Source organism: Proteus sp. GOKU (genome assembly GCF_015475555.1).
GTDB lineage: Bacteria > Pseudomonadota > Gammaproteobacteria > Enterobacterales > Enterobacteriaceae > Proteus > Proteus mirabilis_B.
On record NZ_CP034105.1, the window covers coordinates 3912374 to 3932893 of the forward strand.

Here is a 20520-nt window from a genome sequence, read left to right on the forward strand (position 1 = left end):
GCTCCTTTACCGCTTACTCAAAAAAGACGGAGGTTGGCAGAGGTGAATTAAAGATAATGTCAAAGAAGACATAAACGGCGGCAACCATTACAACCGGAATAATAACCAGTGCGATAGGTTTTCTTTCATTCATCAGCCACATAATGACCGGGATAAGAAGCAGTGACGGAATAATAAAGCCAAAAAAGTGCAGACCTGCGGCATAGACCAACATAAAGATGCCTAAACCATAAGCGCGTTTAACTGCGGTAGAACTCAGGTCAACAGACTTATGTACGTGTTTGATTTTATCAACCACAATACTAATCCATTGAAAAATCCCCAGTAAAATAAATAAGATGGCAAGACCATAAGGCCAAAAACGCTCCCCAGGCACACCATAATCATCAAACATGCTCATATCACGGGAGAGATAGATAATTAGTGCCCCGAAAGCCACTGAAATCGCACCGATGATTGTATTGATTTTTGTCATGTCGGGATCTCCCCGACCCTACCTGCCATAACAGGTAGGGTGGTTTATAATATTAGAAAAGTTATTTTTTCAGGGTTGCTGAAATTAACTCAGCATACATCTCGTGGTCTTCTTTCATCATTTGGTAAGCATCGTCACCAGTGATAAATACAGGCATAATACCTTGTTTTTTCAGTGCTTCTTGGTATCCAGGTTTTTGAACTACTTCAGAGAATGCATCAACTAACTCTTTCTTCACGTTATCAGGCACATTAGCGGTTGTTGCTAATACTGCCCAAGCACGCATTTTCACGTTAGTGTCTAATTTTAATGCTTCTTTGAAAGTAGGTACTGCTGGGAATAATGGGAAACGACGCTCATCCATTACACCAAGAACACGTAGAATACCGGCATCAACTTGAGATTTAACGGCACCCGGAGTGGTTAAGACGCCATCGATGTGGTTACCCACTAAAGCAGCGATTGAAGGGCCTGTACCTTCGTTGTAAGGGATATGGTTAAATTTAGCGCCAGTGGTACGTTCGATATTAACGCCAGCTAAGTGATAAATAGCACCCATACCTGAGTTACCCACTTTCAGTTTACCCGGATTCGCTTTCGCGCCATCGATAAACTCTTGTAACGTGGTATAAGGTGATTCTGCATTAACAACTAACACGACTGGATCAGCGATAGTTGTTGCGATTGGGGTGAAGTCTTTATAAGTAACTGGTGATTTTCCTTGGTGTGGGAACATCGCAAGTTCAACGGTTGTCATCACTAATTTCGTGCCATCTGGACGCGCATTAGCAACTTCAATCAGACCAGTTAAACCATTACCAGCTGGCTTATTCACAGGAACGAAAATACGTCCCGCTGGCATGACATCTTTTGCAAATTCAATGATAGTACGTGCTGAAGTATCAGTACCACCGCCCGGGTTTTTCGGGATGACAACATCAATATTTTTTGTAGGATACGTTAACTGTTGGGCAACTGCGTTCCCCATGCCCAGTGTCATCGTAATCGCCAACGCTGCGAGTAGACTCTTTTTCATAAAACCCTTTCTCCACATTTTTATTGAGTAGCCATTAACTGCTGATAAACAATGTTTTTTCGATTCCAAGTAAAGGTCACGTGTAGGGTATTGTTTTCAGCAATAATAGCTGGATATGAAAATTCGCCTTCCCCATCGAGTAAATCGAATGGTTCAGACCAAGTACTGCCATTATCGGATGAAAGACTAACAGAGATTGGATAACGACGACTCCAGTTACCTGAATTCGGGTTATACACCAATGCCAGTTGACCATCTGCGAAGGAGACGACATCAATGCCGCTATTATTATTTGGTAATATTGTTGCATAAGCTGGACACCAACTGCGCCCATAATCCGTTGAATCGCTACGATAAATAGTACCGCGCGTACTCCGCATCATGGCATGCACATGCCCAGGCCGGGATTCCCATAGTGTTGGCTGTATCACGCCATCCCATTGAAAAACGCGTTGTAGATCAGTCTCCCATAAGGCATCGTCCTTTAAACCCTGCCAGATTTCATGTTCCGCTTGTTCACCTTTATGATGTTCAATTGGAATATCTACTCGCAACCAGTGTTGACCGTTGTCACTCGAAATATCGACAAACGCATCCCAGAATTGGTCATCCTCAACCGATCCCGGTGCCAACCACTCGCCATTCGACATCACTAACACTTTATTTTTCACAGGACCTCTAGGTGCTACATCACCAGAAACCAATTCACTCGGTAAACTCCAGCTATTTCCGCCATCCTTCGAGATAACGTATTGGGTCGTCCAACTATGTACATCGGGACCCGTTTTATAAAACAGCCAGATATTACCTGTTGATGGGTCAACATGTAAAACTGGATTCCAGTGCGCAACACCCGGATTTTTAACAACAGGTTGAGCGTGTTGCCAATGATCACCCTCTTTCATTACCAGCCAGATAGCGGTATTACCGCTACCTTCTTTATCGCCAGCAAAAAAAGCGGTTAACAAACGCTCAGAGTTAGGCACACGCACAATCGTTGAAGCATGGCAGTGATTAAAAAGTGAATGTGCATTATCAAGCACAAACTGGGTTTCCTTCATCACGAAAGGCATATTCCTACTCCTGTGTCCTAAATTAATCTAACGAAAGCCACTTCTTCATATTCTCACCCAATGCAGTCATGCTATTGACGGCAGAAGGGAAAAATGAGTTTTCAAACTGACTGCTGTTACGGGAACGGCAGACCAGTGTGCTGAAGTTACCAATCAGGCGCTGATGATATTTAGCGCATGCTGGATAATCCAGTGTTTCGGTCATCGCTGCTGTTGATAAATAATCTGCTAACACCGCAGCCTGCTCTGGTTTATCCTTCCAATTCTCATAAAGCCAAACATAAAGCTCTGGATGGAAGTTTGCCATTACACCGCTATATGCCTGACATCCTGCTTGGAATGAAGCTAATAGCGTTTGACTGTTGGCGTTTGCAAGATGCAAGCGAGTCCCTTTTGATAATGCCAAACGACGTTCTATCATCGGAAGAGAACAGCACGTATCTTTGATAAAGGTAAAGCGATTACTTTGTGCGCACCACTCTACAATTTCCTCAGATAACAAACGTTTGTAAGGATAAGGGCATTCATAGATACCCAAATCAATCTCTTTTGGTACCACATTGGTTAAGACTTGCAGTGTTTCCAGCGCTTTATCATCCGACTCCCCGACTAGAGCCAAGCGATTACTGATCATAATGACGCCATCGACGCCTGTGCCAGCCATTGCCTGCAATTGTTCTTTTTGCTGACTTAATGCTGTTGCAGTATGACCAGAAGCAACTACAGGTACTCTTCCATCTGCTTTTTCAACGATAAAACGGGTGAGTGCTTGAGTTTCCTCATCACTTAAATAAAACATTTCGCTTGATTGGCAGGCGGCAAAGAGTCCGTGTACACCAGAATCAATATACCAGTCTACAAGGCGCTCTAATGACGCCCAATCAATCTCCCCTTTGGCATCAAAAGGGGTTAGCATAACAGGCCAAACACCGACGTATTTTTGCTGACTCATCATCAATTCCTTACAGTAAGTTAATGGCATCACCTGCCACTTTCACTTGGATACCTTGAGTCAGTGCTTGAGCAACAAATGCTTTTAGCACAAACGCCAATTTATCTTCATCAACATAAGCCACAGTAATGTGGTTACTTTGATGTCCCGCCATAAGGTCATCACGAGTTACGCCATCTAACGTACAGTTTAATAATGGCCATTCGTAGTTAGTTGCTTTACGGCGACGTTCAAATTCTGCTTCAGGTAACTCCACAGCCACACCTGTACCAATATGCATAATCACATCAGTACCTTCATAGTGTGCACGGCCCCATAATAAGCGCCCTGCTTTGCCTTGACCTGCGATAGTTGAACCCCCTTTAGGGAAGAACATCGGAGGCTGACGATAACCTGTTGCGCCTTTTAGGCCACCTTTAAGGTGTTCAAAAGGAACAGAGCCTGAAATTTCCATATCCCAGTAGAATGTTCCTTCATACTCACTACCCCAACGAATGTCATGTAGTGTGGTTTCAGCAGGTAATCCTAATGATGTTAATAAACGCCATAACATCGTTTGAGGAATAGCCGTACCCATATCCACTTCGTTGATACAAGGAATTGGCGTGTTAGGGCAGATAATCTCGCCGTTTTCATCTGGCAGTGGGAAACGCGCGGTTGAACCAATCGCACCTTCAGCAAAGTCAGACGCTGGGCAACAATCTTTTAAGCCCTGCTGATATTGCACACCCACCGCTGTTAGACCAAAACGTTTTACGAAACGCGCCATTGCAATCATCATGGCGCACTGCTCCATCACTTGTTCACGAGTGAGTTCAGTTTTGTCATCTTGACCAAACATAAACGTCATCCCGTTATCTTCGTACCACTGTAAACATGCCTCTCTTAATTCTGTCGGTACTTTTGCCATTTCGACCAGTAACGCAGATTGAGAAAGGGATTCAATTGGCATACCAATATTGATCATTGCCTGTTGTGGGAAGACCCCGTTAATCATTCCCATACAGAATGTATCGAACAAACCGATTATTTCTTTATTTTTAATTATGTATTCGCCGACTTTACGACCCACTTCGCCAGCTTCTGTCGCCATTACCCTGTGTGTTGGCGCAATATCTGTAAGATAGCTAAGCTTATGATTTACATAACCATATTTCAACCAAGTTGCTAAGCCATCTACAAAGAATTCATCATCAAACTCTTCTGACCATAAACGTGAATAATTTTTACCTAAACTGGTCATCGTACCCGCTAAACACAACATGCCCACCAGACCCGGCCATGTACCATCAAAGTTAGCCAGCAGTAAAATAGGGCCACGATGATGTGCTAATGAAGAGGCAATATGGTGTGAATATTGCCATGCGGTTAATAACACAATAACCGGTGCATCAGGATCGATTGCGGCAAACATATCGCAACCTTCACGCTGACTGCTGATAAAACCATGACCGCGAGCTTCATTAATTTCATGAGCACGCTTCATTTTGTAACCTTGAGCGTCTAATGCTGCAGCCAATTTATCTTCAAATTTTTTCTGTACAGGCCAGCACGTTACGTTTGCAGGCTCGCGTAAGTCTGCGTTGGTGACCATCAGGATCTCTTTCTGACCTGCTGTGATGGTTGTCGGTAATTTTGGTAGATTTAAGTTCAACATAAGATATCCCTGGTAAGGTAAACTCGGTTCATAATCGGAAAAATTAGTGGTCAACAATCCGACATCATTTCGTTATAACGCTGCTGATCTTGATACATCTGCAAATAAACTTGATATTTGGCCTGATGGAAGGCAAACGTGTCGCTATCTGGAGTGATAATGCCACCTTCTCGCACCATTGCACTGGCAGCTTTAGAGAAATCATCAAAGGCTTTACATGCCACTGCACCTAATAATGCAGCCCCTAAATTCACTGCATCTTCTTCTTGTGCTAAATGAATTTCACGACCTGTCGCATTGGCATATTCGCGTAGCCATAATGGATTTTTCGTTGCACCACCACACATCACGATACGATTAATTTGATGTCCAGCATCTTCAAGCGTGTCGATAATATGGCGTGTACCGTAAGCAATAGATTGCAGTGTCGCGAGATAATAACGAGCCAATGCAACTCGACCACTTTCCAGCGTTAATCCGCTTACCATGCCTTTGGCGGCAGGGTTTGCGCGCGGAGAACGATTGCCATGATGGTCAGCTAAAACATGAAACTGTGCTGTTGGGTATTGTTCATTCTCTTCCAATTCAGCGACGGCTTCGTTTAATAAGGCATAGTAGTTAACGCCTTTTTCATTCGCTTCTTGCTCTAATTCAGCCCATGATTCATGACGGCGGATAGACCATTCAACTAACGCACCAGCAGCACTTTGACCGCCTTCGTTTAGCCATAATTCGGGTAACATCGCGCCAAAATAAGGTCCCCAAACACCGGGTACCATAATGGGATATTGGCTCACAATCATGTGGCAGTTAGACGTGCCACTGATAATTGCCAAACTCCCTTCAGGTTGTGATGCTGTTAATGCCAAGCCACCCGCATGAGCGTCAATAATGCCTGAAGCAACAATTACACCCGTGTGCAAGCCAAACGCATTGGCAACTGATTCATCTAAACAACCTGCTTGTTCACCTAACGCAAGGATGGTTTGTGGTACTTTTTCTAATAATTCATCCAAACCTACATCGGCTAACAAACTCTCACTAAATTGTCCCTGATGTGCTAAATAGTTCCATTTACAGGTTAATGTACAAGTACTTGCGACATCCCCTGATGTTGCTTTCCATACTAAAAAGTCAGCTAAATCAAAGAATCGCCATACATTTTCATAACGCTCTGGGTAATGATTTTTTAACCACAGAATTTTTGGCAATTCCATTTCGATACTCACTTCACCGCCAACATATCGCAATGAAGGATCATTGGTCAGATTGATAGTGACTGTTTCTTGTACAGCACGGTGATCCATCCACATGATGATATCTTGCTCAGCTTTACCGCTTGGTGAAACAGAAAGCCCTTTACCGTCCTTATCCACAGCAACCAAAGAACAGGTGGCATCAAAACCAATAGATTTCACATGGATAGGATCAATAGCAGATAACGCCACCGACTCTTTTACGGTAGTGCAAACCTGCTGCCAAATATCGGTAGACGATTGCTCAACGAAATCCGTTTTTGGGCGGAACTGCGCAATAGGGCGAACAGAAAAGCCCAAACGCTTTCCATTGCTATCAAATACCGCTGCACGGACACTGGCTGAGCCAACATCAACGCCAATAAAATATTGTTGTTCCATGCGAACCCTCATCATTTGCTAACGCTATGCTAATTTTTGCTACTTCGAGTTAGCAAGTTAATTCGAGCATGACGAAAAAACAATCACAATAAGATTAGTTTGTGATGCAGATCTACATAGATAACATAATTGCATGATTTTAATGATAATTTATTTATTTGGCTTTGTGGGTTATTTAAATGATGTACTGAATCGATTATGTTCGTTATGAAACTAACGAACATTTAATTAATAAGATAAGTAAAAGCACTTATTGAAATGTTAATATCTCGACAATAAATACGATTTTATTAAAAGATATCTCACTAATAATAAGAGATATTATTCAAAAAATAATGAAATAAAGAAAAACAATAATATTCCTATTGCTATAACGCGCTATTACTTTATTTTTAATGAGTTAACTTAAATTTATATATTCTTTTTTGGAGCATTTATTATGTTGAAAAATATTGCTATTAGTCTTTCTCTGCTACTTATTTCCTCTTCTACTTTTTCAGCGACATTAGCTGAAAGAGAATTACAACAAAAATTCGAAGAGAATATTCAGTCTCGTGTTGTCGATTTAAATAAAAGCTGTGATGCCAATATAAAAGTTGCTTTTGATTGGTCTGCATTTACTGCTGAGGATTTAAAAACAATAGGTGTTGATAGTTATTGTAGCGAAGGGTTAAAAGGCGTTATTAATACTTGTGATAGCTCGAAAATAGCACAAGAAACAGTAAAAGAAAAAATACAGAATATTACCTGTTCTAAAGCAACACCGCGTAGTATTGAACTCAAAGAAGGCACGCTGAATTTTGGTATCGATTTCAATGCCTCAAATGATGCAAAAGCAGTTCAAGAACACTTAATGAATAATCTCTAAATAGATTAAATTCAACAAGCAGTAATGCTTAAAGACATTGCTGTTTGTTGATTAAATAACAGATTGAATAAGCTTTTTAGAATAATCATGAGAAACATTGCCTAAATTATTTATCTCACACAATTCAATATTCCTGCCTTGTAAAAAAAACATCACTTTATCGCAGAAATAAGCCACCGTTTGAATATCATGACTAATAAAAAGATAAGAGAGTGTAAACTCTTCTTTTAACTGTTTTAATAAATCTAATATTTGAACTTGCGTGGGAATATCTAAGGAGCTAAGCGCTTCATCTAATACAATAAGTTTTGGATAAGACGCTAATGCACGACATAAACAGACTCTTTGAGCCTGCCCGCCAGAAAGTTCAAATATATAACGTGTATAGCAACTTTTAGGTAATTCTACTTTATCTAAAAAAGCAAAAATAAGTGTTTTCAATGCTTGATGGCTAATACTTGGATTAATGATTTTAATCGGCTCAGCAATAATTTCGCCCACCGTTAATGTCGGATTAACGGAAGTCATATAATCTTGAAAAACAATACTAATTATACCTTGGCGATGAAGTCGTTTTGTAACGGGCTTATTATTTAAAGAGATTGCGCCACTGTCAGGTAATTCTAATCCACAAATTAAACGCGCTAACGTGCTTTTTCCACTGCCACTTTCACCCACTAAACCAAAGGCTTCACTTGAATTAATATTAAAAGAGAGTGAGTCAATAACCTTCACTTTTTCACCAAATAGTGTGTTATTTTTTTGAGTATAAAACTTACTAATATTCTCAACGTTTAATAACATAAACCCTCTTTTATGATGATATTAATCTATTTTTTTATTAATCAATTGCTCGAAGCGTAATGAAAGCTGTCGGCGTGCATTAATTAAATAACGCGTATATTCTTGTGTTGGATGCGATAAAACGGTTGTTTTATCGCCACATTCAACCATTTTACCTCTTTGCATGACTAATATATCGTCGGCAATTTCATTAACTAGCCCTAAGTCATGAGAAATAAAAATCAGTGTTGAATGATGCGTTGTAACGACATGATGAAGCAATTTTAAAATATCTTGGCGAAGTGGTGCATCAAGCGCCGTTGTCGGTTCATCAGCAATTAATAGCTTCGGTGATAAAGCAAGTGCAATCGCAATCATCACACGTTGTAGTTGCCCGCCACTTAATTGATGAGGAAACGCCTGCATAATAGATTGAAATTGATAAGGAAAAACATGAGATAATGCCGACTGAGTTTCTTCTATGGCTTGCTTTTTAGAATAGGAAAAATGGTAGATTAAAGTTTGGCAAAATTGCTTTCCTATTCTCATCAGGGGATCAAAGGCACTCATGCCGTTTTGCACAATCACACCTAAAGATGTTCCTAATAAAGCTCGACGTTGAGAAAGTGCTTCATGGCTGATTTTCTTTCCTTCAAAAAAAATCTCTCCTGACATTGCTAATTGTTCAGGTAGCAACCCCATAATGGCTTTACTCATCAAACTTTTGCCACTACCGCTTTCTCCGACAATCGCTAATGTACGTCCTTGTTTTATCGAAAAAGAAATATCATCAATCAGCTTTTTTCCACTTTCTTGATGAAAAATAGAAACATGCTCAAGCGTCAGTAAGTTGTTCATGCTTTTCTCCTACTGACTGACGATTATCGGGATCAAACACATCACGTAAAAAATCACCCCAAAAATTAAATGCGGTGACAACAAGGGTAATGGCAATCCCTGCGGGTAACATTTGCTCTGGGTGTAATACCATGACATTTTTTGCTTCACTAAGCATATTTCCCCATTCTGGCGTGGGTGGCTGTACACCTAACCCTAAAAAGGAGAGAGCTGATATCATTAAGATAACACTACCAATATCTGTTGATGCTAAGACAATAGTTTCAGCGAAAGTGACCGGTAATAGATGTCGCCGTAAAATATGACTAGACGGCGCACCAATTACCTGTGCATATGCAATGTAATTACGATGAGAATATTGGCGAACAACCCCTCTGATCATTCTGGCATACCATGCCCATTTCACTAAAATAACGGCAATTAAGATATTACCAATACCCGGTCCCATTATTCCCACTAGCGCCAAGATCATAATTTCTGCTGGAAATGACAAAACCACATCACATAACCGCATAATTAATGTATCTGTCTTGCCATGAAAAAATCCGGCTAACATTCCCATTAACCAACCAATTATTAATGTCACACTCATGGCTAATAAGGCATAAAATACCGTTGTTCTTACACCAAACAATAATCTTGAAAAGATACAGCGTCCTAAATTATCCGTACCTAACGGATAATCAAAACTCATTGGCTTAAATTTCAAACGTATCGAGGTTAATGTGGGATCATGCGGTGCCAACCAAGGGGCGAATATTCCTGCGATAACCACAATCATAATCACCAATAAGCACAGTTGTGCGCTTTTATCTTTTGCAAGTCGTTGCCAAAACAGTTGCCACATCATTATCTCCTTAACCGTGGATCAGTCATCATTTGAATGACGTCCATCAGAAAGTTAAAAAAGAGAAATAACAGTGACATCAATAAAATATAGGCTTGTATCATCGGATAATCACGACCAAATATAGCGCTGATACATAGTCGCCCTATTCCCGGCCAAGCAAAAATATTTTCAATCACCACCGTACCAGCAATAAGCTTCGGAATGCTCATTCCCAATGCCGTTAAACTGGAATACAACGAATTACGTAAAATATGACGACGTAAAATAAGGTTATCGGGTAATCCACGCGCTTTGGCATAAAAGACATAAGGCTGATGCCATTGATTTAGCATCGCACCGCGTAATAATCGTAAATAAGTGCCGATATATCCTAAAGAGAGTGCTAATGCGGGCAAAATAACAGACTGTGGCGATAACATCCCGCTGACAGGCAGCCAATCTAAATAAACCGCGACGCCCCAAATTAAGAGCAACCCTAACCAGTAATTAGGAATTGCCGTTAAAACAAACACAATAAAACGGATGCATTTATCCGTAAAACTTTGAGGTTTAGCCACGCACCATAATGCTAAAGGTAATGCCAGAATAATCGTAAAGAATAGCGCTGTTGAGGCTAACCAAAGTGTTGGTGGTAATGCCCTTAGCATCTCTTGAATAACAGGCGTTCTTGTAAGAAAAGAAGTACCAAAATCGAATTGTAAGCCTGACATTAACCATAAAAAGTAACGCGTGAAAAAAGGCTTATCTAACCCTAACTCATGGCGCATCCCTTCAATAGCTTCGGGCGTTGGTACTATTTCATTGACGCGTAACGCGACTTCCGCAGGATCAGATGGGGCTAACTCCAACAGAATAAAGGCAATAAATGAAATCATCAGTGCCAGTGGGAAGATAGCCAGCACTCTCCAGAATATATAACGTAGCATAAGGTTTGATCAGTGTGGCACGTTGATATTACGAGCCACACTTATTTTGGTTAATCTCATTGATGCATTAATTAAGGCTTAAAGCGCATCTTTTCAAACGGTATTTCATATTGAGATGGATTAAAGCCCACATTTTCTAATTCACTACGATGGATAGCCTTAGTACGTGAATAAGTTAATGGAATATAAACTGCTTGCTCTGCTAATGAGGTAAACAAGGTTTTATATAATTCCTGACGACGCGCTTCATTAGGTGTAATTAATAACTCGCCAATCATTGCATCCAATTGGGCTTTATTCGCCAATCCTTTTTGCCCTTGATAATCCGCGTGAGCAGGTATTCTAAATGAGGAAACAAAAGAAGCCGGATCGTAAGGTGTTCCCCATGAGAGCGAATATTGTAAATCGAAATCACCATTTTTTTGTCTATCTAAATAGGCTTGTTTCTCTTCACCTAAAATCGTTAAGCCGACACCAATTTTTTTAAAGTCATCTTGAATAAGTTCAGCTATCTCTTTCTCAACAGCATTATTCACATTATAAGAGAGCAATAGCTGTAATTTCTCGCCTTGCTTCTCACGGATAGTCTTACCTTTTGGTAATACCCAGCCTTCAGACTCTAATAGATCAATCGCTTTTGTTGGACGATAAATATAGGTTGGGGAAGCAAAATCACAGTAAGGTACGCTGCGCGCCATTAAAGTATCAGCGACTTTTTCACTTCCCGCTAAAATACCTTGGGCAATCCCTTCTTTATCAACCGCATATTGCAATGCTTGGCGTACTTTTTGGCTAGATGTCATTGCTCGGCTACTATTAAGCACAATAGCTCGAGACGCGATCGGCGCACTCATTTCCGTTTTGAATTTATCTGACGCCATCAGAGCTTCAAATGAATCCATATCTAACATGTCGCCATCTGCGCCAAAAATAAGCTGAATATCCCCTTTTTGCAGAGAAAGTAACATAGTTTGTCTATCGGGGATCACTCGCCACATCACGCCATTTAGTACTGGTTTTTCTCCCCAATAATTTGGGTTAACTTTAAACTCAGCATATTGATCTTTTTTATGCTCAGTTAATACCCAAGGTCCTGTGCCCACATAGTTCGCAACACCGGTTTTAGTTTTGCCATTAATAAAAGAATTCGGCGAAATAAAGCGGAAAGGGCGAGTTAAACCTAATTCCGTTAAGGTTGGGTAGTAAGGGTTTTTTAGATTTAATTTAACCGTGAATTCATCAACAATTTCAACGCTATCAATCTGACGAACTAACTCTAACCACGCATGACGTTCATAGTTGTCTAGTACTGCTTCAATGTTTAGTTTTACTGCTTTAGCATTAAAGGGTTCGCCATCACTAAATGTCACATCATGGCGTAAAAAGAAAGTGTAGCTCTTTCCATCGGGAGAGATATCCCAACGCTCTGCTAAATAAGGTGCAACGCCTTTTTCGGTATTTAATACAAGGGATTCAAATACCATGTTTTGAGCCGCCATCTCACCAGAATAGAGATGCGGGTTAATATCACGAATATCTTTTGTGCTGGCATAATCCAACATATTATTACTTTTGTCTGCTAATGCAGGAAAAGCACATGCAAGTGTTAATAATAGTGTTGGGAACACTGAAAGTAAGGGCTTCACGTTATTCTCCTTTAATCATCTATTCTTTGTTTTTGTGCGTGGATCATAAACATCGGTGTTGAACCATAATTAATTTTTTCTTCTTCGTTCCACACGAAATCACCAATACGAGTATCTATCATATATCGACTAAAACCGACTTCTAACAAGGTATTAATATCCCATTGCGGACGCTTAATTTGACTTAATGGTAATTGGCGAGCAATTCGCTCCATCTCTTTGGTATCTGTATTGACGTAGTGATCTTCAACTTGTTTTTCAATTGAACGTTCTCTATCCGCCACAAAACCTTGCCAGTAGCTTTCATCAAAGAGATGTAAATACCAGTTAGCATCGAAATTAATTAAACTGCCACCTGGTTTTAATACTCGAAACCACTCCGAATACGCTTTTTGAGGTGCTTTTAAATTCCATGTCACGTTACGACTGACCACTAAATCGAATTGTTCGCTGGCAAAAGGCAGTTGGTGTACATCACCGCGAACAAATTGAATATTTGCCTTATGCGTTTGCGCATTTTGTTTGGCTTCCAGCAACATACCTTCCGTTGCATCAATTGCCGTCACCTCATGACCTGATAACGCTAATAAAATGGCAAAAAAACCAGGTCCCGTTCCAATATCAAGCACTTTTAAGGTTTCACCTACTTTGGTATGCCCCAATAACAGATGACGCCATTTCTGTTGTTTCTCGCTCAGCAATTCCTGTTGATTCGACTCACTATAACTTTCAGCTCTGATATTCCAGTAGCGAGTTACATCATTAAGTAATTGGTTATTATTTATTTTATTTGTCATCAGAAACCTGCTGTTATATCAACGTAAAGAGAGGAATAAATTCCCCTAAAAGCGAATGATTTGGCTATTTTTTAGTGTGGGTAACATACCTTGTAACCCCAAGATGCTCTATGTGCTATATCAATATTCACCAGTACTCAATAAGGAAGATCTGCCAATTTGCGATCTCCCGCTTTAACATAAATACACCATCCTAATGGGCGTGACGATAAATAAGCAAATGGATTATTTCCCCTGTTAAAATAGAGAAATAAATTGAGCGAATTTAGAAATAAAAATTAATTTTGTCTTATATTAAAAAAGTGAGCGCTTTAATTTCACCTTTTTTATAAAACCGTTATAGTCAATAATATTGTTATCTTAAATTTCTTTCTTTAAACGAATATAGCCGTCACATAAGGCTCTCTAAAATATGAATCGAATCTCACGATTAACGGCTGATATTACCCGCGCCGATTTTGCCTTAACGCATCAACAGCAATTACTTCAATTGCTAACTCAACACTTTCCGACTAAGTACCGTTCTCTATTTGCGACTCCAGAGAAAAAATCGGATGACGTTGTTGAGTGGTATTCTCCGGTTTCTGGTAATCCTGTCGCTTTAACGTCGTTACAAGGACAAGAACAGCAAGAAATAAGACGTATTTTAGATGAACGCCTTAACGATATTAAAACGCAAACGGCGCTATTAGCATCGCAAAATAGAATTACGGATGAAGAGCGCCATCTTTTAGATACAGCATCAACGCTACCTGATAGCGAAAGTGTCTATATTATTAATGGGCAACCCGTGATTACATGGTGGCCACGCACAACACCATTGCCCCCCCCTATTGCGCAAGTTACCGCAGGTGCAAGTGCAGCTGCTGCGGGTGCCGCACTCGCCGATGTGCCCGCCAAAACACGTAATCGCTGGCTACGTTGGTTATTACTGCTGTTATTCTTGCTGTTTTTGGTCTTACTGGCATCTTGGCTAAAAGGCTGTTTTGATCCGAAAGTGGTTCCTCCTGTGGTTGAAGAGAAACCAGCTGTTGTCATACCGCCAAAACCAGAACCTATCCCTGAGCCAGAACCTGTTCCTGAACCCGTTCCAGAGCCTGTACCTGAGCCTATCCCTGAACCTGTACCTGAACCGGCTCCAGTGCCTAAGCCTGTACCAGTGAAAAAACTCACGCCACTAGAAGCTTGTGTGCAAGATGAATTGAAAAAAGCGGGTGTGACGGAGAAAACAGCAAATGCGACTTGTGAAAATCGCTTAGCCAGCAAAATTAAGCAAATGTGCCCAGCTGAACGTCCAGCAGAGTTAGCACCTCAAGTGATTATTATCTTTGATGCTTCAGGTTCAATGGCATTGAGTATGAGTTTAACGGAAGACGATTTAGACTTTATCTCAAGCACCGGAAAACTCTTCGCGGGCTATGATGCCGAACCTCGTCGTATCACCGTAGCAAGAAATGCAGCGACAAAAATTATTAATAGCATTCCTTCAGATATGAAGATCACCACCGTTGTGGCATCAGACTGCGGTGTAGTGAAATCCAGTCCGGCTTATGGTGGCAATGAGCGCTCAAAATTGCTTAACTACATTAAACGTATTGAACCTGATAGCGGTACACCATTAGCCGAATCTATCCAACGAGCAGGCTCTCTGATCAAAAGTAATAATCGTGACACTATTATTGTCTTGTTATCAGATGGTTTAGAATCTTGCGATCAAGACCCATGCGCAGCGGCCAGAACGTTAAAACGAGCTCATCCCCGCGCCGTCATTAATGTAGTTGATATTTTAGGCACGGGCGCAGGTAACTGTGTGGCAAGTGCCACTGGTGGTAAAGTCTTCACGGCGCGTAATGCTAATGAAGTTACTTTAATGACTCGAAAAGCGATTGAAGATTATATTCCAAAGAACTGTAAATAATGATTGATTACTGTTTCTAATATTTAATTCACCCTCTTTGATTTCATATTGAGGGTGAATTTTTCACGTATTACGTGTATTTTATTATTATATTGGCGCTGGCAAACTCTATATCTTATCTATTTAAGACCATTCCTTAATTGTGTGTTTTTTTCTTTTCTTATTCTCTCATTATTCAGAATAAACCTATTTTGTGATTATTATCACAGCAATTAGACACTTACCAATAGTTTATTCTTTTATATTTTGTCTTTTTTTTCTTCTATTTCATTATTTTTTAATGCAAAAACCAATATATCGGTGATTTAATCCATATATTTAAGAAAATATAGCGCAACCTGTAATGTCATTATTTAATTATCATCATCGTCATCTTAATATTCCCATTTTCACTCAAGAAAAATAAAAAATCCTTTAATAATAATCAGTTAATTAACCCTAAATAATCCGCTAGATAGACACCAAATTTCTGATAATATAAAATGTATATAAATTTTATATCTTTATTTTTAGCCTTAAAGCCTATTTACGGATAAGCCAACTTACCCATAGATAATCTTGCCTAGCGGAATGATCGTCGTGAATAAAGCATTCTTACGAAGTGGTAAATTAGAAAGTTACCTCCCTATGGGAGAAAATGGACAGGCTGTTTATATCTCTGCACTACAGCTGCGTGAAACCCTGCGTTTAAGAGGAAAGGCTCATATTTCTCAATGCCTTGCTATTCCTCAGCCAAATGAAACTGGCGAGCGCATTGACTGGTATTCACCGATTGACGGCTCTGTTATTCCTTGGTCTGCGGCTTCAGAAGAAGAACGCACCGCCGCTTATGCGCTACTGAAAAAGAATCAAGATGATTTAATCGCCTTTAGTGAACAAGAGCAGCAAAGGGCTGGAAATAAAGAAAGTCAGCTTTTTGGTGCCTTACTCAGTAAAACTATCCAATTTCCTGATGAAAACCATATTTTTATTGTTGATGGCCAACCTATTATTACCTTCTGGGGTTTTGTCAGTGCTAATCAACAGCTTAGAGTTGACCCTGTTGCTTGCTTAAAGCCCGCTGTTGCGCCAATAGCACCAACATCAACCGTGGTTCCACCAGTGCAAGAAAAAGTCATTATTACTGACACTAAGCGCCCTTGGTGGCGTTTCTTATGGTGGCTATTACCTTTATTATTACTTCTACTCGCGATTTTCTTCTTAAGAGGCTGTTTTTCAACGCCAGCATTACCTACGGTCGATATTAAAACACCCGATATTGAAGCGCCTAAATTACCCGATCCTACTCTTGAAAAACCGAAAGTCCCCACCGTGGTCACTAACGGTCACACCGTTGGTGTGCCAACAAATACGGTTCACACAGGAACATTAGGCACCATTGATGCCAATGGGAATGTGATTAATGGTACAAGTGATAACGGCGCAATCGTTGATCCTAATACGGGTTTACCTGTGGTTGATCCTCAAACAGACAATAACCAAGGTGCATTACCTGAAGGAACATTGCCTGAAGATGCGCAACAACCTAACGTACCTCCGGTTGATCCAGCGGCACAAAATGAGCAACCGAAAACAGATAACAATCAAAATACAGGGAATGAGAACAACACTCCTACCCCTCCTGTTGATCCCAATGCACCACCCGATGTGACACCGCCTGCAACAGCCGATAACACAACACCACTGACCATTCCGGCGAATGCGTTAGCGAATGGCTCTACCCAATTCCTAAATGGTCAATGGAAAGCAGGGGCGGGAATTCAAGATCAAAAAACAGGTAAACCACTGAGCCTAAATTACCAATTAGATAATGGTAAAGGACAAGTCGTCATGACACGCAGTGATGGCGTAACCTGTAAAGCACCAGTCAATGCCGTCGTCAATCAGGGTGGATTAAATATTAATAACCAAGGTCAGGCTCTGTGTAGTGATGGTTCAAACTATTTGATGCCAAATATTATTTGCCAACCAGGAAGCCAAAATATTGCTGATTGCCAAGGGAAATATGAAAACAATCAGCCATTCCCATTATCAATGAAGCGGGAGAATAACTAATTCATGTTAGCGCCACTGACCGATTATAAAGATAAAATTACCCTTATCCGAGACAGTAATATTCAGTTTCTGGATTTTGGTTTTAAGCTACCACAGCGCAAAGAGTACGGTGAGTTTGTTAAAAAAGGCGAAAACGGCCCGTTAATGCGACTCATCTATAATGAACGAGATGATAACTATCTTTACCCAGCACCTAAAAATCAGCCTCAGACACCAAGAGAAGCTGAATTTAGCTTTTCCCTTGAAGAGTCATTAACGCTATTAAATGATACATGGCTACCAGTACCATTTTTCCGTTTTAATCCACCCCGCGCATTCTCTCAAGGCCCTGATAACTGGGTAAGAATGATGTTCCATCAACTGCCAGAGCCAGATGAAGATGGACATACACACCGCGTTGTTGTGGCATTTGATACTCGAATTGAACCGAATCGCGCCAATACAGCTTATCTGGCGCCAAACGAAGAAGATGTTCGCTCTGGTGTCGCTTTTGCGTTGGCTTATTTGGGCTATGAAGTTGAGAACTTCCTTGAAACACCGTGGATTGATGGTTGGTTAAAGGAAGTCTTTAGTGAAAGAGCGCTGGCTGTGACCAAAATGTACCATGATGAACTTGAAGAGGCGCTCAAAGAGTTTCAACATCAGGCACATTATCTCAATTTACTCAATATTTTAGGTGAGAAGCTACGCTTACCTGAAATCAAAATTAACGAAACCAAACCGCAAGAGCCTGCGATTGAAGTTGACCTTATTCTTGATGTGGGTAACTCACGCACCTGTGGGATCTTAATTGAAGATCATATCAATGATAATAAAGGGCTAACGCAACTCTATGAAATGACATTGCGTGATTTAAGCCACCCTTATCAAATCTATAATGAGCCATTTGAAAGCCGTGTTGAATTTGCGCAAGCTGAATTTGGTAAACAAGATTTCTCAGTCAATAGTGGTCGCAATAATGCCTTTATGTGGCCGACGATTGGTCGCGTTGGCCCTGAAGCCAACCGCATGGCTGCGCAACGCTTAGGTACTGAAGGTTCAACGGGTATTTCAAGCCCTAAACGCTATTTATGGGATGATTCGCCATATTCTCCGGGTTGGCGCTTTAGCCGCTCTTTTGGTCAAACCGACAGAGAGCCACTGGCAACTGCGGTTCCGATGACATACCTTCTAAACGATCACGGTGAGCCGTTATTCCGTTTAGAGCCTGACTTCCGCATGCCGGTATTTACACCAAACTATACCCGTAGTTCATTAATGACCATGATGTTAACCGAAGTGTTAGCGCAGGCATTAACGCAAATGAACAGCCCTGCTCAACGCCTTAAAATGAGTCACGCAAGTGCGCCTCGTCAATTGCGCAATATCATTTTGACTATTCCACCAGCGATGCCAAAACCAGAGCGTGCCATTTTTGAAACGTGTATGGAAAACGCATTAGGACTCATTTGGAAAGCAATGAATTGGGACCCAACTGACGAAAAACTACGTTTTGATGGCAAAGATGAACAGTGTCGTATCCCTATGCCAAACATCCATGTGAAATGGGATGAAGCCACTTGTGGCCAGTTAGTTTACCTCTACAACGAAACACAAATTAAATTTGGTGAGCGTACTGAAGCCTTCTTTGCCAGCCAAGTGCGCGAAGATAACCGCGCATTAACGGGTGATAGCACGTTAAAAATTGCCTCAATCGATATTGGTGGCGGAACAACCGATCTCGTTATTACACGTTATAAACTGGATACGGGTACAGGTAGCAACGTTAAAATTATTCCAACACAGTTATTCCGTGAAGGATTTAAAATTGCGGGTGATGATATTTTATTAGATATCATCCAGATTTGCGTATTACCTGCATTACGCACAGCATTAACGGATGCAGGTATTTCTGATGCCGATGCTCTGATGTCTTCTCTTTTTGGTAGTGAAGGTTTAGATGCAGGGCAGCAAGTGTTGCGCCAACAGCTTACCCTACAAATTTTTAATCCGATTGGGTTAAAGATTTTAAGCCAATATGAAAACTACGATCCATTAGTTCCACATGAAGGTATTAACAGTACTTTTGGTGAATTACTTAACGTTCTACCGACAGAGCATGTACGTCGTTATATTGATGACGCAACCAATAAAGAGCTGGGTGGTGGCGAGAGTTTCTCCATTTTAAATGTGCCGGTACAAATTAACTTTGCGCAATTGCACGCCGAATTTATTTCTGGTGAACGCATTAATATCACCCGTAGTTTAAAAGCCCTGTGTGAAGTGCTTTATTACTACTCCTGTGATGTTTTACTGCTGACAGGTCGCCCTTCTCGCTTACCGGGTATTCAAGCACTATTAAAAGTATTACAGCCGGTACCACCTTCTCGTATTCTGCCATTACATGGCTACAAAACAGGTGGTTGGTATCCATTCAACAAAAAAGGCCGTATTGACGATCCAAAATCAACAGCAGCGGTCGGTGCGATGTTGTGTTTAATGGCTGAAAATGCACGTTTACTCAATTTTTACTTCTCGACAGGTAACTTTAAAACTTACTCAACAGTACGTTATTTAGGGATGTTGGATAATAACAACACCATTTCTGATAATGACGTTTACTACCGTGATATTCAGGATAAATTTGAGCCTGATCCTGATACCTATTTTGAAGTCAGAGGCGGAATACGCTTAGGTTTCCGTCAATTAGATAATGCCCGTTGGCCTGCATCTCCTCTTTATACCTTGCGCATTAAAAATCCGAAATTGGCACAGCAACTTAGCCAAGAAGACAGCGTATTGCATATCAAGCTAGGGGAAGAAAGAGGCGCTTCTGGCCATAATGATGACAATAAATCTGAAAAATTACGCATTGAAGAGATGGAGCTTATTAATGGCAAAGGTGGCGTTAATAAGAACGGTTTAAGCTTCAAACTCAATACGTTAGCAGATAGTGGTATTGGTGAAACATCCTATTGGCTGGATAGCGGGAGTGTATTAGGTAAATGAA

16 protein-coding genes are annotated in these 20520 nt (G+C 40.7%); 4 read left to right on the plus strand and 12 right to left on the minus strand.

Annotated features, from left to right (window positions below):
* Positions 1-13 precede the first annotated feature (13 nt).
* The 6 genes from EHE21_RS17890 to EHE21_RS17915 all read right to left on the minus strand — a co-directional run bounded on the left by EHE21_RS17890 (position 14) and on the right by EHE21_RS17915 (position 6830).
* Positions 14-475 (minus strand): tripartite tricarboxylate transporter TctB family protein, encoded by a 462-nt coding sequence (locus EHE21_RS17890; RefSeq protein ID WP_194951425.1) that lies wholly within the window; start codon positions 473-475, stop codon positions 14-16.
* Positions 476-536: 61 nt separating this feature from the next.
* Positions 537-1511 carry a tripartite tricarboxylate transporter substrate binding protein gene (locus EHE21_RS17895; RefSeq protein WP_228766714.1) on the minus strand — a complete coding sequence of 325 codons (975 nt, stop codon included), beginning with the start codon at positions 1509-1511 and terminating at the stop codon, positions 537-539.
* 20 nt (positions 1512-1531) lie between these two features.
* The gene (locus EHE21_RS17900) at positions 1532-2584 is read right to left on the minus strand and encodes a sialidase family protein (protein ID WP_088494293.1); all 1053 of its coding nucleotides are present in this window, start codon (positions 2582-2584) and stop codon (positions 1532-1534) included.
* 22 nt (positions 2585-2606) lie between these two features.
* Positions 2607-3536 carry a dihydrodipicolinate synthase family protein gene (locus EHE21_RS17905; RefSeq protein ID WP_036914337.1) on the minus strand — a complete coding sequence of 310 codons (930 nt, stop codon included), beginning with the start codon at positions 3534-3536 and terminating at the stop codon, positions 2607-2609.
* 10 nt (positions 3537-3546) lie between these two features.
* On the minus strand, positions 3547-5193 hold the full coding sequence (locus EHE21_RS17910) for a signal transduction protein (protein ID WP_194951427.1): 1647 nt from the start codon (positions 5191-5193) through the stop codon (positions 3547-3549).
* A gap of 50 nt (positions 5194-5243) precedes the next feature.
* Entirely contained in the window at positions 5244-6830 is a 1587-nt protein-coding gene (locus EHE21_RS17915) for an FGGY-family carbohydrate kinase (RefSeq protein ID WP_088494291.1), read from the minus strand.
* Between the two features lie 439 nt (positions 6831-7269).
* Between EHE21_RS17915 and EHE21_RS17920 the strand changes: the two genes are divergently transcribed.
* Positions 7270-7698, plus strand: a complete 429-nt coding sequence (locus tag EHE21_RS17920; RefSeq protein ID WP_194951428.1) for a hypothetical protein — start codon at positions 7270-7272, stop codon at positions 7696-7698.
* Between the two features lie 51 nt (positions 7699-7749).
* Here the strand turns inward: EHE21_RS17920 and EHE21_RS17925 are convergent, their stop codons facing one another.
* From EHE21_RS17925 to EHE21_RS17950, 6 genes are all read right to left on the minus strand, one after another.
* Positions 7750-8502 carry an ABC transporter ATP-binding protein gene (locus EHE21_RS17925; RefSeq protein WP_194951429.1) on the minus strand — a complete coding sequence of 251 codons (753 nt, stop codon included), beginning with the start codon at positions 8500-8502 and terminating at the stop codon, positions 7750-7752.
* A 21-nt stretch (positions 8503-8523) separates the two neighbouring features.
* The gene (locus EHE21_RS17930) at positions 8524-9339 is read right to left on the minus strand and encodes an ABC transporter ATP-binding protein (protein WP_194951430.1); all 816 of its coding nucleotides are present in this window, start codon (positions 9337-9339) and stop codon (positions 8524-8526) included.
* The gene (opp1C, locus tag EHE21_RS17935) at positions 9317-10186 is read right to left on the minus strand and encodes a nickel/cobalt ABC transporter permease (RefSeq protein ID WP_088494287.1); all 870 of its coding nucleotides are present in this window, start codon (positions 10184-10186) and stop codon (positions 9317-9319) included. The genes EHE21_RS17930 and opp1C overlap by 23 nt, the downstream gene beginning before the upstream one ends.
* A gap of 2 nt (positions 10187-10188) precedes the next feature.
* Positions 10189-11115, minus strand: coding sequence for a nickel/cobalt ABC transporter permease (opp1B, locus tag EHE21_RS17940; protein WP_194951431.1), 927 nt, complete (start codon positions 11113-11115; stop codon positions 10189-10191).
* Positions 11116-11186: 71 nt separating this feature from the next.
* Complete coding sequence (gene nikA / locus EHE21_RS17945) at positions 11187-12761, minus strand: nickel ABC transporter substrate-binding protein (RefSeq protein WP_194951432.1); 1575 nt, start codon at positions 12759-12761, stop codon at positions 11187-11189.
* Positions 12762-12772: 11 nt separating this feature from the next.
* Positions 12773-13558, minus strand: a complete 786-nt coding sequence (locus tag EHE21_RS17950; protein WP_088494284.1) for a class I SAM-dependent methyltransferase — start codon at positions 13556-13558, stop codon at positions 12773-12775.
* Between the two features lie 412 nt (positions 13559-13970).
* Here EHE21_RS17950 and EHE21_RS17955 point away from each other — a divergent pair, with 412 nt between their 5' ends.
* From EHE21_RS17955 to EHE21_RS17965, 3 genes are all read left to right on the plus strand, one after another.
* On the plus strand, positions 13971-15476 hold the full coding sequence (locus tag EHE21_RS17955) for a vWA domain-containing protein (protein WP_194951433.1): 1506 nt from the start codon (positions 13971-13973) through the stop codon (positions 15474-15476).
* 579 nt (positions 15477-16055) lie between these two features.
* Positions 16056-17531, plus strand: coding sequence for an SrfA family protein (locus tag EHE21_RS17960; RefSeq protein WP_194951434.1), 1476 nt, complete (start codon positions 16056-16058; stop codon positions 17529-17531).
* Between the two features lie 3 nt (positions 17532-17534).
* Positions 17535-20519, plus strand: coding sequence for a virulence factor SrfB (locus EHE21_RS17965; RefSeq protein ID WP_194951435.1), 2985 nt, complete (start codon positions 17535-17537; stop codon positions 20517-20519).
* The last annotated feature ends 1 nt before the right edge of the window (position 20520 follow it).

Bases quoted from the DNA above. Each gene is read 5' to 3' on its own strand.
- EHE21_RS17890 (WP_194951425.1), bottom strand. From the start codon at position 475: ATGACAAAAATCAATACAATCATCGGTGCGATTTCAGTGGCTTTCGGG.
- EHE21_RS17895 (WP_228766714.1), bottom strand. From the start codon at position 1,511: ATGAAAAAGAGTCTACTCGCAGCGTTGGCGATTACGATGACACTGGGC.
- EHE21_RS17900 (WP_088494293.1), bottom strand. From the start codon at position 2,584: ATGCCTTTCGTGATGAAGGAAACCCAGTTTGTGCTTGATAATGCACAT.
- EHE21_RS17905 (WP_036914337.1), bottom strand. From the start codon at position 3,536: ATGAGTCAGCAAAAATACGTCGGTGTTTGGCCTGTTATGCTAACCCCT.
- EHE21_RS17910 (WP_194951427.1), bottom strand. From the start codon at position 5,193: ATGTTGAACTTAAATCTACCAAAATTACCGACAACCATCACAGCAGGT.
- EHE21_RS17915 (WP_088494291.1), bottom strand. From the start codon at position 6,830: ATGGAACAACAATATTTTATTGGCGTTGATGTTGGCTCAGCCAGTGTC.
- EHE21_RS17920 (WP_194951428.1), top strand. From the start codon at position 7,270: ATGTTGAAAAATATTGCTATTAGTCTTTCTCTGCTACTTATTTCCTCT.
- EHE21_RS17925 (WP_194951429.1), bottom strand. From the start codon at position 8,502: ATGTTATTAAACGTTGAGAATATTAGTAAGTTTTATACTCAAAAAAAT.
- EHE21_RS17930 (WP_194951430.1), bottom strand. From the start codon at position 9,339: ATGAACAACTTACTGACGCTTGAGCATGTTTCTATTTTTCATCAAGAA.
- opp1C (WP_088494287.1), bottom strand. From the start codon at position 10,186: ATGTGGCAACTGTTTTGGCAACGACTTGCAAAAGATAAAAGCGCACAA.
- opp1B (WP_194951431.1), bottom strand. From the start codon at position 11,115: ATGCTACGTTATATATTCTGGAGAGTGCTGGCTATCTTCCCACTGGCA.
- EHE21_RS17950 (WP_088494284.1), bottom strand. From the start codon at position 13,558: ATGACAAATAAAATAAATAATAACCAATTACTTAATGATGTAACTCGC.
- EHE21_RS17955 (WP_194951433.1), top strand. From the start codon at position 13,971: ATGAATCGAATCTCACGATTAACGGCTGATATTACCCGCGCCGATTTT.
- EHE21_RS17965 (WP_194951435.1), top strand. From the start codon at position 17,535: ATGTTAGCGCCACTGACCGATTATAAAGATAAAATTACCCTTATCCGA.